The sequence below is a fragment of the Flavisphingopyxis soli genome (genome assembly GCF_007995095.1).
In the GTDB taxonomy this organism is placed as follows: Bacteria; Pseudomonadota; Alphaproteobacteria; order Sphingomonadales; family Sphingomonadaceae; genus Flavisphingopyxis; species Flavisphingopyxis soli.
Genome location: NZ_VOPY01000002.1, coordinates 130,472 through 143,371 on the forward strand (window position 1 = coordinate 130,472; position 12,900 = coordinate 143,371).

Annotated in this window: 16 protein-coding genes; 6 read left to right on the plus strand and 10 right to left on the minus strand. The window is 63.7% G+C overall.

The window, feature by feature from the left end:
• Position 1: 1 nt before the first annotated feature.
• On the minus strand, positions 2-352 hold the full coding sequence (gene fliE, locus FSZ31_RS07220) for a flagellar hook-basal body complex protein FliE (protein WP_147122715.1): 351 nt from the start codon (positions 350-352) through the stop codon (positions 2-4).
• A gap of 14 nt (positions 353-366) precedes the next feature.
• Positions 367-1,677 carry a sigma 54-interacting transcriptional regulator gene (locus FSZ31_RS07225; protein WP_408021653.1) on the minus strand — a complete coding sequence of 437 codons (1,311 nt, stop codon included), beginning with the start codon at positions 1,675-1,677 and terminating at the stop codon, positions 367-369.
• Positions 1,678-1,995: 318 nt separating this feature from the next.
• Between FSZ31_RS07225 and FSZ31_RS07230 the strand changes: the two genes are divergently transcribed.
• The 3 genes from FSZ31_RS07230 (at position 1,996) to FSZ31_RS07240 (ending at position 4,976) form a co-directional block, all read left to right on the plus strand.
• Positions 1,996-2,826: a flagellin N-terminal helical domain-containing protein gene (locus FSZ31_RS07230; protein ID WP_147122716.1), complete on the plus strand. Its 831-nt coding sequence runs from the start codon at positions 1,996-1,998 to the stop codon at positions 2,824-2,826.
• Positions 2,827-3,035: 209 nt separating this feature from the next.
• Positions 3,036-3,923 carry a flagellin N-terminal helical domain-containing protein gene (locus FSZ31_RS07235; protein WP_147122717.1) on the plus strand — a complete coding sequence of 296 codons (888 nt, stop codon included), beginning with the start codon at positions 3,036-3,038 and terminating at the stop codon, positions 3,921-3,923.
• 222 nt (positions 3,924-4,145) lie between these two features.
• On the plus strand, positions 4,146-4,976 hold the full coding sequence (locus tag FSZ31_RS07240) for a flagellin N-terminal helical domain-containing protein (RefSeq protein ID WP_147122718.1): 831 nt from the start codon (positions 4,146-4,148) through the stop codon (positions 4,974-4,976).
• 122 nt (positions 4,977-5,098) lie between these two features.
• Here the strand turns inward: FSZ31_RS07240 and FSZ31_RS07245 are convergent, their stop codons facing one another.
• The 8 genes from FSZ31_RS07245 to FSZ31_RS07280 form a co-directional block, all read right to left on the minus strand.
• The gene (locus FSZ31_RS07245) at positions 5,099-5,827 is read right to left on the minus strand and encodes a sigma-70 family RNA polymerase sigma factor (protein ID WP_147122719.1); all 729 of its coding nucleotides are present in this window, start codon (positions 5,825-5,827) and stop codon (positions 5,099-5,101) included.
• A gap of 13 nt (positions 5,828-5,840) precedes the next feature.
• A complete protein-coding gene (gene flhA / locus FSZ31_RS07250) occupies positions 5,841-7,955 on the minus strand; it encodes a flagellar biosynthesis protein FlhA (RefSeq protein WP_147122720.1) in 2,115 nt (704 codons plus the stop codon).
• 8 nt (positions 7,956-7,963) lie between these two features.
• Positions 7,964-8,761 carry a transglycosylase SLT domain-containing protein gene (locus FSZ31_RS07255; RefSeq protein ID WP_147122721.1) on the minus strand — a complete coding sequence of 266 codons (798 nt, stop codon included), beginning with the start codon at positions 8,759-8,761 and terminating at the stop codon, positions 7,964-7,966.
• A gap of 68 nt (positions 8,762-8,829) precedes the next feature.
• The gene (locus FSZ31_RS07260; protein ID WP_147122722.1) at positions 8,830-9,129 is read right to left on the minus strand and encodes a hypothetical protein; all 300 of its coding nucleotides are present in this window, start codon (positions 9,127-9,129) and stop codon (positions 8,830-8,832) included.
• A 4-nt stretch (positions 9,130-9,133) separates the two neighbouring features.
• Positions 9,134-9,412: a flagellar biosynthesis anti-sigma factor FlgM gene (gene flgM, locus FSZ31_RS07265; RefSeq protein WP_147122723.1), complete on the minus strand. Its 279-nt coding sequence runs from the start codon at positions 9,410-9,412 to the stop codon at positions 9,134-9,136.
• A 96-nt stretch (positions 9,413-9,508) separates the two neighbouring features.
• Positions 9,509-10,033 (minus strand): flagella basal body P-ring formation protein FlgA, encoded by a 525-nt coding sequence (locus FSZ31_RS07270; RefSeq protein ID WP_147122724.1) that lies wholly within the window; start codon positions 10,031-10,033, stop codon positions 9,509-9,511.
• Positions 10,034-10,094: 61 nt separating this feature from the next.
• A complete protein-coding gene (locus FSZ31_RS07275; RefSeq protein ID WP_147122725.1) occupies positions 10,095-10,538 on the minus strand; it encodes a hypothetical protein in 444 nt (147 codons plus the stop codon).
• Entirely contained in the window at positions 10,535-11,254 is a 720-nt protein-coding gene (locus FSZ31_RS07280) for a MotA/TolQ/ExbB proton channel family protein (protein ID WP_161595982.1), read from the minus strand. Before FSZ31_RS07280 ends, FSZ31_RS07275 begins: the two co-directional genes overlap by 4 nt.
• A 217-nt stretch (positions 11,255-11,471) precedes the next feature.
• Between FSZ31_RS07280 and flgB the strand changes: the two genes are divergently transcribed.
• The 3 genes from flgB to FSZ31_RS12825 are packed head-to-tail and all read left to right on the plus strand — an operon-like array spanning position 11,472 to position 12,862.
• Positions 11,472-11,819 (plus strand): flagellar basal body rod protein FlgB, encoded by a 348-nt coding sequence (gene flgB, locus FSZ31_RS07285; RefSeq protein ID WP_147122727.1) that lies wholly within the window; start codon positions 11,472-11,474, stop codon positions 11,817-11,819.
• Positions 11,820-11,822: 3 nt separating this feature from the next.
• A complete protein-coding gene (gene flgC, locus FSZ31_RS07290) occupies positions 11,823-12,215 on the plus strand; it encodes a flagellar basal body rod protein FlgC (protein WP_147122728.1) in 393 nt (130 codons plus the stop codon).
• Complete coding sequence (locus FSZ31_RS12825; RefSeq protein ID WP_161595983.1) at positions 12,212-12,862, plus strand: flagellar hook assembly protein FlgD; 651 nt, start codon at positions 12,212-12,214, stop codon at positions 12,860-12,862. The genes flgC and FSZ31_RS12825 overlap by 4 nt, the downstream gene beginning before the upstream one ends.
• Positions 12,863-12,900: the final 38 nt, after the last annotated feature.

Genomic DNA, 12,900 nt, shown 5'->3' on the forward strand with positions numbered 1-12,900 from the left:
ATTACACCGGCATGTTCATGATGTTCTCGTAAGCCGAGAGCAGCTTGTTGCGGACTTGCAACGTGGCCTCAAATCCAACCGAAGCCCTTTGTTTGGCGAGCATGACCGCGGCGATGTCGGTGGTTTCACCGGCGTCGTAGGCCGAGGCCGCATTTGCCGCCACGGTCTGGCTTTCGTTCACCTGCTGGAGAGCGTCGCGCATCGTCGTCGCGAACGGCATCTCGGTGCTGGCGGTATCGCCGCCGATCGGGGCGCTGCCGCCCTTCGGAGCGTCGACGACGTTCTGGAAAACCTTGTTTTGCTGCAGGATCGCATTGCGCGCCGCGAGCAGACTGTTGGCCATCGGTTGCATGTTTCAGTCCTCCTTCAGGCCGCTTCGGCCAGGTCGCGCATGTCGGCGAGCCGGTAACGGAGCGTGCGTTCGGAAATGCCGAGCAATTCGGCGGCCCGGCGGCGATTGCCGTCGGTTTCTTCGAGAGTGCTGTGGATCGCCTCGAACTCGGCCATCCGCGCGCGGGTCTGCAGGTCGCGACCCGACAGGACGCGGCTGGCGTTGCCGATCGGATCGGGACGCGGGGCAGCGACGGTCTTCGCGGCTGGTGCGATCGGCGCCGCAGCTGGTGCGACAGGCGCGCTGCGCAGATCGAAATCGGCAACGGTGATTGCTTCGCCATCATGCAGGACCAGCGCGCGCTGGAGCATGTTGCACAGCTCGCGGACATTGCCGGGAAAGTCGTGCGCCATGAGCGCCTGCAGCGCATCGGCTTCGATCCAGGCGAAAGTGTCCTGGTCGGCCTGCAAGGCAAGCAGCATCGTCGCAGCGATCGCGCAGACGTCCTGGCGACGTTCGTGCAGCGGCGCGATCTCGATCGGCATGACGTTGAGACGCCAGTAGAGGTCCTCGCGGAAACGTCCGGCAGCAACCTCGGCGGTGAAGTTGCGGTTGGCGGCGGCGACGATGCGAATGTCGACCTTGATCGCGTTGGTCTCGCCGACCGGAAGAACTTCGCCTTCCTGCAGCGCGCGCAGGAGCTTGGCCTGCAGCTCGAGCGGCAGCTCGGTGATCTCGTCGAGGAACAGCGTGCCGCCGTCGGCAGCGCGGAACAGGCCTTCGCTCTCGCCGCTGGCGCCGGTGAAGGCACCACGCTTGTGACCGAACAGCATGGCTTCGATCATCGTCGCGGGAAGCGCGGCGCAATTGACCGCAATGAACGGGCCTTCGGCACGTGAGCTCTGGTTGTGAACGAAGCGCGCCATGCCTTCCTTGCCAACGCCGGTATCGCCCTGGATCAGGACGGCGGCTTCGCTGGCGGCGATCTTGGCGGCATACCGCATCAGTTTGGCGCTGGCGGGTTCGCCGATCGCGGGGCCGGCACCACGAACGGCTTCGCCGATCAACGCGTGGCCCAGTTTCATGTCGGCGGGGCCGAAGGCGATGTGGAGCGGCTGACCCTTGGTAGCCTGCGTCAGGCTCGGCGGTCCGTCGCGGAAATCGACGATGATGTCGCGGTGACAGGCCTGAGCCATTTCGCGTTCGGTAAGAATACGTACGGGGCGCGTCCGCGGCGAACCTTCGTCGCCGTCGAGCCGCGTGGTCTCGATCAAGATAGCATTGAGATACGCCGCCAGGGTCGGCAGCATGGCTGCGGCGTCGTCGCTGATTGCGCTCTTGGTGATCTTCATTCCCGTATCCCCCGATGACGTGGTGGTCGATCCACCGATGTCCTCAGCTACGAATAAGCAAGGACCGTGCCAATTTCTGGAGTGGCGCGTTTTGCGGGGTGCGGGTGTCGGTACATCGTCGGCTGGGGGAGAAGCGTCAACTTACCAACGGGGGAGCGTCAAGAAATTGGCGCTCCCCTATAAAGGAGCCATCGCGCCGCTCGCCGGGCCGAGATGGTTTTTTTGATTTAACCAATCCGCCGACCTGCCGTCACTGTGGCTGTACCGGCGAACAAACAAGCCGGACTGGGATCACTGCTAAAGGAATTCAACATGACTGTTATCGGAACCAACATCTCCGCGATGCGCTCGTCGGCTGCTTCCAACCGCGCAGAAATGGGACTTTCAAAAGCTATCGAGCGCCTGTCGACGGGCCGCCGTATCAATTCTGCCAGCGACGACGCTGCGGGCCTTGCCATCTCGACCCGCATGACTTCGGAAGTCCGCGGCCTCAACATGGCCGTCCGCAATGCCAACGACGGCATCTCGCTCGCTCAGACCGCCGAGGGCGGCCTTAACGAGATCACCAACATGCTCCAGCGTCTGCGTGAACTGTCGGTCCAGTCGGCCAACGGCACGCTCTCGTCTGGCGATCGCACCAACCTTCAGGCCGAAGTCACGCAGCTGATCGGACAGATCGGCGATATTTCGGGCCGGACCGATTTCAACGGCGTCAAGCTGCTCGACGGCAGCAACGCCTCGATCTCGATCCAGACCGGTTCACAGGCCGGTGACCAGGTTACGATCACGCTTGCTAACGTTCAGGCCAGTGCACTGACCGACGGTACGACTGCAGTGTCGGCGATCGACATCAGCACCAAGGCAGGCGCCGATCTCGCTTTGTCTTCGCTCGACTCTGCGCTCAACACGGTGACCACGGCCCAGGCCAACCTCGGTGCATCGCAGAACCGTCTGCAGGCGTCGATCAGCAGCCTTACTGATCGCGTGACCAACCTGTCTGAATCACGTTCACGTATCCAGGACGCCGATTTCTCGGCGGAATCGAGCCAGCTGGCGAAGTTCCAGATCCTCAACCAGGCATCGACCGCGATGCTAGCCCAGGCCAATCAGAGCCAGCAGGGCGTTCTCAGCCTGCTGCGCTGATCCCCGGACCAGGACGGACCAGCTTCGTTCTCCCGGGTATGACTGGCGCCCGTCGGACCTCGTCCGACGGGCGCCCTTTTGCGTCCTGCGACCTTTGTAAGCTACAGAAATAGTTGCGATTTCGTTCTTAAGTGTTTCCCGTTGCAACCGTTAGCGGGTTCGAGGCTGCTAGAATACTGAGCCGCCGCAACAGTAAGAAGGACCTACTCATGACTGTAATTGGAACCAATGTTTCCGCCATGCGCGCGTCGACCGCTTCGTCACGCGCGGAAATGGGCCTATCGAAAGCGATCGAACGCCTGTCGACCGGTCAGCGCATCAACTCGGCCAGCGACGATGCTGCCGGCCTTGCCATCGCGACCCGGATGACTTCGGAAGTCCGCGGCCTCAATATGGCGATGCGCAATGCCAATGACGGCATCTCGCTCGCTCAGACCGCAGAAGGTGGTATGAACGAAGTCACCAACATGCTTCAGCGTATGCGTGAACTGGCTGTTCAGTCGGCCAACGGCACGTTGTCGGATGGCGATCGCACCAACCTGCAGGCCGAAGTTACGCAGCTGATCGGTCAGATCGGCGACATCTCGAGCCGGACTGATTTCAACGGCGTCAAGCTGCTCAACGGCAGCAATGCTTCGGTCGCAATCCAGACCGGTTCGAAAGCTGGCGAGAGCGTTAGCGTTTCCCTGACGAGCGTTGCGGCTGCCGATCTGAAGCAGTTCAAGGTTGACGGCGTCACCCAGGAGACCTTCAAGGCTGCCGATACTACGACCGACGTTGATGCCAAGGTCTCCAACATCAACATCTCTTATGGTGTCGGCGCTCAGGCCGCCCTGGGCATTCTCGACGCCGCACTCAACACGGTGACGACGGCCCAGGCCAACCTCGGTGCTTCGCAGAACCGTCTGCAGGCAACCGTCAGCAGCCTGACCGACCGCGTCACGAACATCTCGGAATCGCGTTCGCGCATCCAGGACGCCGACTTCTCGGCCGAATCGACGCAGCTCGCGAAGTTCCAGATCCTCAACCAGGCATCGACCGCGATGCTGGCGCAGGCCAACCAGAGCCAGCAGGGCGTTCTCAGCCTGCTGCGTTAATCCCCCTGGCGCGATGGGCGGTGTCCATCGTGCCAACGACCAGAAGCGCCCGTCCGGATATCTCCGGCGGGCGTTTTTGCGTTCGGTCCGGCGCACACGCGGATCGGTTAACACATGTTAAAGCGTGGCATGCAAATCGCTTAAGCGAACGATCGTACCGCCGTTAATCCCTTCGAGGCGGCTGAAAAGTTGAGCTGCCGCAACAGTAAGAAGGACCTAGCCATGACTGTAATTGGAACCAACATCTCCGCCATGCGCGCGTCGACCGCTTCGTCACGCGCCGAAATGGGCCTGTCGAAGGCGATCGAACGCCTGTCGACCGGTCAGCGCATCAACTCGGCCAGCGACGATGCCGCCGGCCTCGCCATCGCGACCCGGATGACCTCGGAAGTCCGCGGTCTCAACATGGCGATGCGCAATGCCAATGACGGCATCTCGCTCGCTCAGACCGCCGAAGGCGGCATGAACGAAATCACCAACATGCTTCAGCGTATGCGTGAACTGTCGGTCCAGTCGGCCAACGGCACGCTCTCGTCTGGTGATCGCACCAACCTGCAGGCCGAAGTCACGCAGCTGATCGGTCAGATCGGCGATATTTCGGGCCGGACCGATTTCAACGGCGTCAAGCTGCTCAACGGCACCAATGCTTCGGTCGCGATCCAGACCGGTTCGAAGGCTGGCGAGAGCGTGACGATCACGCTTGCTAACGTTCAGGCCAGTGCACTGACCGACGGGACGACTGCAGTGTCGGCAATCGACATCAGCACCAAGGCAGGCGCCGATCTCGCGCTGTCTTCGCTCGATGCCGCGCTCAACACGGTGACGACGGCGCAGGCCAACCTCGGTGCCTCGCAGAACCGTCTGCAGGCGACCGTCAGCAGCCTGACCGACCGCGTCACGAACATCTCGGAATCACGTTCGCGCATCCAGGACGCCGACTTCTCGGCCGAATCGACGCAGCTCGCGAAGTTCCAGATCCTCAACCAGGCATCGACCGCGATGCTGGCGCAGGCCAACCAGAGCCAGCAGGGCGTTCTCAGCCTGCTGCGTTAATCCCCCCGGCGCGATGGGCGGTGTCCATCGTGCCAACGACCAGAAGCGCCCGTCCGGAAAATTCCGGCGGGCGTTTTTGCGTTGATGGACAGGGAAAAGCAGGCGTAGCGGCCGGGCCGCGTTTAGTGGTGCTGACCGCCGAGCTTCTTGCGCATGGAATCGAGCGCGCCCTTCTTGATCTGGCAGACGCGTGCCGATGACACGCCCAGCACCGCGCCGATCTCCTCGAGGTTGAGCTCCTCGACGAAGAACAGTTGCAGTACCAGCTGCTCGCGCTCGCTCAGCGTGCCGATCCCGGCCTGAACCAGCTCGGCGAGCTGTTCCCGTTCGAGCGCGACGTCGGCGCCTTCGACTTCGGATGCGAACCAGATGCTGTGTTCCGAATAAACCTCGTCCATCGATTCCATCTGGACGTCGGCGGCCTGGTCGAGCCGGTGGAGGAAGTCGCCCTGTTCCATGCCCAGTTCTTCGGCGAGTTCGGCCTGCGTGGGGTTGCGGCCGATACGTTTCATCAGCGTGTCCTGCGCCTTGCGCAGCTGTTTGCGAAAATCGAGCGCCGACCGGCACATGTTGCTGTGCGCGCGCAGCTGGTCGATCATCGCCCCGCGGATGCGCGTGCCGGCATAGGTCGAAAACTGGTGCCCCTGGTCCTCGTAGCGGCGCGCGGCCTCGATGAGGGCGACCATGCCGATCTGGATCAAGTCCTCGACCTCGATCGTCGCGGGCGACCGGCCGGCGACGTGCCAGGCGATCTTGCGGACCAGCGGGATATGATCCTCGATCAGCTGCTGCGGACGCTGACGTGCCGGGACGCGATCATAGGTGAGGGCGTGGCTGGTTTGGAAGTTCATGACCGCGCTCCTTTCATAGCTGGGTGAAGTTGTGCTGGGCCTGCGCCACCGGTGGCGGCGTATCCTTGCCGCCTACGGTCGCGATGACCTCGACCGGCTTGTCGTCGGGCAGTTCGCGGAACGACAGCACCGGAGTATCGGGGAAGCGTGGTCGCAGCAGGTCGGACAGTGCCTTGCGAGCCGCTGGCGAGGTGACGAGCGCGAAGTTCTGCTGGCGCAGCATCAGCCGCTGGCTCGATTCCTCAATCGCGGTCAGGATGCGCTGGCCGAGGCCGGGCTCGATCGGGAAGCTTGCATCGCCCGCGACCTTGATCGACTGGCCGATCAGACTTTCGAGTTCGGGGTCGAGCGTGACGACGGGAAGCGGCATGCTGACCGGGACGAGCGCCTGGATGATGATCGACCCGATCCGCTGGCGGACGCGTTCGACAATCGTCGGGATATCGCCGGTGCCGTCGCCGGTGGCTTCGACCATCGCCGAACAAAGTCGGCGGAAGTCTCGCAGCGGCACGCCTTCGATTAGCAGCGCGCGGCAGATTGCCGAGACCGCGAACAGCGACAACGGCTTGGGAGTGAGGCCGTCGACCAGCTCGGGCGCACGGTCCTTGAGCGCATCGAGCAGCATCTTGGTCTCGTCCATGCCGAACAGCTGCGCGGCATTGAGGCGGATCATGTGGTTGAGGTGCGTCGCCAGTACGGTCGAGGCATCGACCACGGTATAGCCCGATACGATCGCTTCGGGCCGCTTGTCGGGCGATATCCAGATCGCATCCATGCCAAAGGTTGGATCCTTGCAGGCGCGACCGGGAATCTGTTCGTCGATGTCGCCACTGTCGATCGCAAGCATGTCTTCGGGCCAGATGATCCCCTCGGCGATCACCGTACCGCCGATCGTGATGCGATAGGCATTGGGGTCGAGCGCCAGGTCGTCCTTGATGCGGACCAGCGGGATGACAAAGCCGAGGTCTTTCGACAGCTGTTTGCGAATGCCGGTAACGCGCTTCATCAGCGGCGCATCGCGTCGTTCGTCGACGAGCGGGGTGAGCGCATAGCCGACCTCGACACCGAGCACGGCCTCGTCGGACACGTCGCGCCAGTTGATGACGCTGGGATTGACTGGCGGTTCGTTGGCGCTCTCGTCGACTTCGGCGACGGGGCGCGAGAAGCGCCAGGCGAAATAGCTCGCCACGCCGGCGGCGGGCAGGATGATGAAGTGCGGCATGCCCGGAAGCACGCCGAGGATGGCGAGGATCACCGCGACGGGCATCCAGGCCTTGGCCGATCCGAACTGCGATGCGATCTGGCCGGGCAGATCGAATGGCGAGGCGACCCGGGTGACGATTGCCGCGGCGGCGATCGAGAGCAACAGGGCAGGGACCTGGGCGACGAGCGCGTCACCGATGGCGAGCATCGTATAGGTCGATGCCGCTTCGCCGATTGACAGGCCGTGGCTGGTGACGCCGAGGACGATACCGCCGAAGATGTTGATCACGAGGATGAGAACGCCGGCGATCGCGTCGCCTTTGACGAACTTGCTGGCGCCGTCCATCGAACCGTAGAAATCGGCTTCGGTGGCGACGTCGACGCGGCGCTGCTTGGCTTCTTCGGGGGTGATCAGCCCGGCGCCGAGATCGGCGTCGATCGCCATCTGCTTGCCGGGAAGTGCGTCGAGCGTGAAGCGCGCCGAAACTTCGGACACGCGCCCCGCGCCCTTGGTGATGACGACCATGTTGATGATCATCAGGATGGCAAAGACGAACAGGCCGACGACATAGTCGCCGCCGATCAGCATGCTGCCGAACGCTTCGATGACGTGGCCGGCCGCGTCGCCGCCTTCATGGCCCTGGACCAGCACGACGCGCGTCGAGGCGACGTTGAGGCCGAGGCGCAACAATGTCGCGAACAGCAACACCGTCGGGAAGCTCGAAAAATCGAGCGGCTTGGACGCGTTCAACGCGACCATCAGCACCGCGAGCGAGATCATGATATTGGTGATGAAACCGATATCGAGGATGAACGCCGGGACGGGCAGCACGAGGAACACCACGAGCAACAGGGTGGCGAGCGGCAACAGCGCTGAACGGACATCGAACATGGCGCTGGGCGCTTTGACGGCGGGGGTGGTCATAATAAGGGTCAGGCTCCCATCGACGCGAGCAGCATGTAGGCAAGCCGCGCGTTGTTGTTCTTGTTGAGGTCGGTGTTGGCAGGCGTGCTGCGCTGCGCGGCAAGCCGCAGGTAATCGGCAGGCTGGACGAACGGCATGTCCTTGCCGCCCGGCCGATCCTTGCCGCCCGACGGCAATGCGGCGCCGTCGCCAAGCTTGGCGGCGAAGCGATCGCGGATCTCGTCGAAGCTGCGTGCGCGGCCACCGGGGGCATAGAAGATCGAGCGGTTGGCCTGCGCCGCCTTGGCAAATAGCGGCGCGGCAGGCGCATCGGGGTCGGCGGCGTGAGCGGCGAGGAACTTGTGCGCGCCGCCGGCGCCTAGGAAATGGGCGAGGTAGAGATCGACCGGCGCCATCTGGCGATCGAGACGCTGTTCGAGATAGTCGCGATTGTCGGCGGCGAATTCGCCCGCCATCGCGGCGGCGGCCTCGGGATTGCGACGCAGATCGAGGATCGCGCGGCGCATCTCGGGGTCGGCAACCTGGTAGCGGCCGCGCGAATCGCGCTGGATCGCGCCTGCGGCCCAGTCCATGCCGTGGTTGGCGCCATGCTGGTCGACAACTGCGAGCCAGCTCTGGCTGACGAACTGGTAAAGGCCGGTCGCCGAGCTGGTCGGCGCCTTGGCGTTGGGGTTGAGGCCGCTTTCAATGCGTGCCTGACCCATCAGATAATCGAAATCGATCCCCGTCCGCTGGGCGGACTGCGCGATGGCGCGGGTAATTCGGTCGACGCCTCCGCTCGCGGAGGGATTGAGTTGCGATGGCATGTGCCGTCTCCTGGTTTCATCAGGAGATTAGCAAGACTCGTGCCAGTTTGAGCAGTTGGGGAGCTGGTTCAGCCGACCGCGACGCGCGGGCCATAGCTGAGCTGTTCGCTTTCGCAGCCGAGCAAGGCAAGCCTGCGACGCGTGTTGTCGGTGAGGATGCGCAGGCGATAGGCGGCGGCTTGCGACAATTTGTCGACCCGCTCGAGCGCTTCGCGCTTTTCCTGGCTGGCGTAGAGCGCCGGCGTGTCGCGCAGCTCCTCAAGCAGCGCTGCGAGCGCGGTCGTCGCGCTCATGATTTCCTGGGCATCGCCGTCGTCGAGCGCCGAAATCAGACGTTCCTGGACGGCATGGATCTGATCAAGTCGCATCACGTCAGACTTCGCCGAAGAGGTCGAGGGCTATCATCTTCTGCGCCAGCTGCTGCGGATCGATGAGGTAGCTCCCGTCGGCGATGGCGGCGCGGATATTGTCGACCTTCGCTTGGTCGATCGGCGCGCCTTCGCCTGCGAGGACCGACGCATCCGACTGGCGGATCGCGGTTTCGTCATGGCTCGCGCGGACTCGGCTGATGGCCGATACGGCGCCGGTGCTGCCGCTGCGAATAGCTGCGGTGGAGGCCGGGCTATAGCTGTTGGGTCGCTCGATTTTCATGATTACCTCTTTTATCTTGTCGCTACCGGTAACGGCAGGGCGCGACCGATCTTAAATCTTTTTGTTCGCACGCCATTAAAGCGCTGCCGACCGTCGTCAAAAGCCCGGCACCGTGACTTCGCCGATGCCCGTGACTTTCGCCAGGATCGGCTTGGCCGAGCGGTTCTCTCGCACCGAGACCATGTCGCCGACCTTGGCGGTGGCGTCGGCAATCATCGTGCGCGACAGGGTAAAGCCCGCGCCCTCGACGGTCAGGCGTACGGCCTGGCCGCGTGTGACCGCGGGAGTGTCGGCGGCGGCAGTCTGATTGTTCCCGCCAGAACCTGGCTGGCTTGCGCCGAGCAGCAGCGGAACGCGAATGGCCCAGCCGACGGCTTCGCAGCGCACGACTGCGGCACCCATGACGGGTCCCGATACGGTCGCGGCGGTCGGACATGGCTTTAACTTGAGGCGGCGATCGATCGGCGCGCGTGCACCGCCGGGCTGGCCGATTTCGGCGCCCATGCTCGCTGCGACTGCGACGTCGAGTTCGGCCAGGTCCTGGAACGAGGCGGCGAAGGCGGGCCCGGTAGCAAGCAGCGCGATCACGGCAATACTGCCGGAAATGCTGGAACGGATCATGGTTTCTACCCTCATTCAGATATGGTTCTGTCCAATTCTAAGCAAAGGTCGTGCCAGCTCGTCATTCTCCGATCGAAATCGCGATATCGGGGGCGCCGACACGCACATGCGGCAGCTGTGGCTCGATCTTGTCCTCGGGGTAGCCCGATGCTTCGAGCGCATAGATGATCGCCGCAGTCCGTGCGGCCGCCTGCTCCCAGCCGTTCATTCGTCCACCTGGCCCCGGCGCGTCGATCGCGACGCCAACCGCAAGGCGCCGTTCTTTGGCCCGCTCGGCGAGACCGTTGAGCCAGACCTTGCCGCGCGTCGAGACGCGCGCTTCGTTGGGCGGGAAGATTTCGGCGAGCGCGACCGAGACGACTTCGCGGTATTCCTCGGGGTCGTTGGGCTTGATCGCCACCGAGGCCCGGGCCTCGCGCTGATCGAGCTGGCCGATCAACGCGACCGACCCGAGCAGGATCAGTGTCAGGTCGACAAAGCCGAACATCGAGCGAGATGCGCTCATCGCGCGTGCGCCCTGTGCGCGTGCGGCATCACATAGACGACCGAGTCATCGGGATTGCTGGCGGGATTGCTGGTCGAGTTATCGGCGGGTCTTTCGCGATATTCGTCGCGCGCCACCTCGAGCAGGCGGTCACCGATGTCGCTTTGCCATGCGGCGTCCTGGGCGCCGAACAGCGCGAGCCGCCGCGCGATCGGCCCGGCGATCAGGTGCGCGAAGACGAGGCCGTAGAGACTGGTGAGCAGGCACAGCGCCATCGCCGCGCCGACTCCGGCAACGCTTTCCATGCGCGCGAAAATCTGGACGAGGCCGACGACGGTGCCGAGCATCCCCAATGCAGGGGCGGCATCGGCGATGTCGTTCCAGACCTGGATCGCGCGTGCGCGCCTCGCCTCATGGGCGTCGAGCAACCGTGCAACCGCGCGGGCGAGCGCGTCATATCCCTTGGTGTTCGACATCAGCTCGCCGACATCGTGCGTGAAGGTGCAGCTCGGGGGTCCGCGATCGGCGCAGCCGATGCCGCGTCGCTTGACGATATCTTCGACGATCAGCGTCGCGAGCCGGGCCTGCTCACCCTCGCCGCGGCGACGAAACAGGCGCGGCAAGCTGGCAAAACCGATCGCCAGCCCGCCTGCGCCGTTCTGGATCGCCGCGATCAAGAGGCAGCCCAGGCCGACCAGCGCAAGCGCCGCAGGATCGAAATATTGGCTGATTTCCATGGCCATCATGCGCCGACGGCGGGAGCAGCGGCAAAATCTTGCCGCCCGGCAAATTCTTGCCGTTCATAAGGGGCCTCGCCTTCCAGACGCGCCGGAAGTGCGGCTTTTGCTCGCGAATTCATGATTTGGCACGCCCCTTGCTTATCTACGTTCGACAGACCCATCGGCTCAGTGTCTTCAACGGCAAGGGCGGGTCAGGATTAAGCAGGAAGCGACTATGGTAGACAAAATTTTCGGTATCCACGGGGACGCGCTGCAGCTGCGATCGCAGCGGTTGTCGATGTTGGCCTCCAATATCGCGAACGCCGCGACGCCCGGATACAAGGCCCGCGATCTCGATTTCGACAAGGCGATGCGCGAAGTGCGCGGCGGCGGCGACGCGGCCAGCGCGATGAAGGGCAACGCCGGTTACCGCGTCCCGCTGCAGTCCTCGCTCGACGGCAACACCGTCGAGATGTCGACCGAACAGACGCTCTTTGCCGAAAATGCTGTCGGCTATTCGACCACGCTGTCGTTCCTGGAAGCGCGCGTGATGACGATCACCCGCGCATTGAGAGGGGAATAACCCATGAATATCTTCGACATATCGGGCCGTGCCATGTCGGCGCAACTCGCCCGCATGAACACCACTGCATCGAACCTCGCCAACGCCCGAACGAGCTATGGCAGCGCAGCGGAAGCCTATCGCGCGCTCAAACCGGTATTCCGGTCGGTTAGCGGCGGCGACGGCATCGCGACTGTCGATGTTCAGAAGATCGTCCAGTCGAACGTCGAACCCAAGATGCGCCACGATCCCAGCAACCCCGTCGCAGATGCCGACGGCAATGTCTGGGACGCGGGCGTCGATGAGGCCTCCGAGCTCATCGATATGCTCGAGACCGCACGCCAGTATCAAAACAACGTCCAGGTTCTGCAGACCGCCAAGTCGCTGATCCTCGACACAGTAAGGATGGGCAAATGAGTAGTATTCCAAACAGCCTTCCGGCCGGACTGACAATGGCCCAGCCGACCAACGCCACCGGCGGTGGGTCGCTCGACCAGAATTCTTTCCTGCGCCTGATGACAGCGCAGCTGAAATACCAGGATCCGTTCAAGCCGGTCGACAACCAGGCGATGGTTGCGCAGATGGCGCAGTTCTCGTCGGTCGCCGGCATCACCGAAATGAACAAGTCGCTCAAGGGCATCGCCGATGCCTTTGCCGGCAGCCGCCTGTCCGAAGCGACGCAGTTCATCGGCAAGTCAGTGCTTGCTGAAGGCAATGTCGCGGCGATGGACGCCAACGGCCTTTATCGCGGCGAGCTGACGCTCGCTGGTCCCACCGATTCGCTGACGATCGAACTCGTCGATCAGGCGGGCAACGTCCGCCGCTCGGCCACCGCTGGCCCGGTCGAAGCGGGCCAGGTGCCGTTTGCGTTCCAGAGCCTCGACGACAACGGCCAGCCGCTCGATTTCGGCCCGCTCAAGGTCCGTGTCTCGGGCGGGGTCGCCTCGTCGACCGCCACCTGGCTCCCGGTCACCGCGGTCGGCGTCTCGGCCACCGGGCCCGGCGCCGTCCTCACCACCGCTGCAGGTCCGATCGAGGTTTCCGCCGTCCGCGGCGTCGGCTGATCGCCTGCCATACCCAATCTGAATCTCGTGCCCCGATT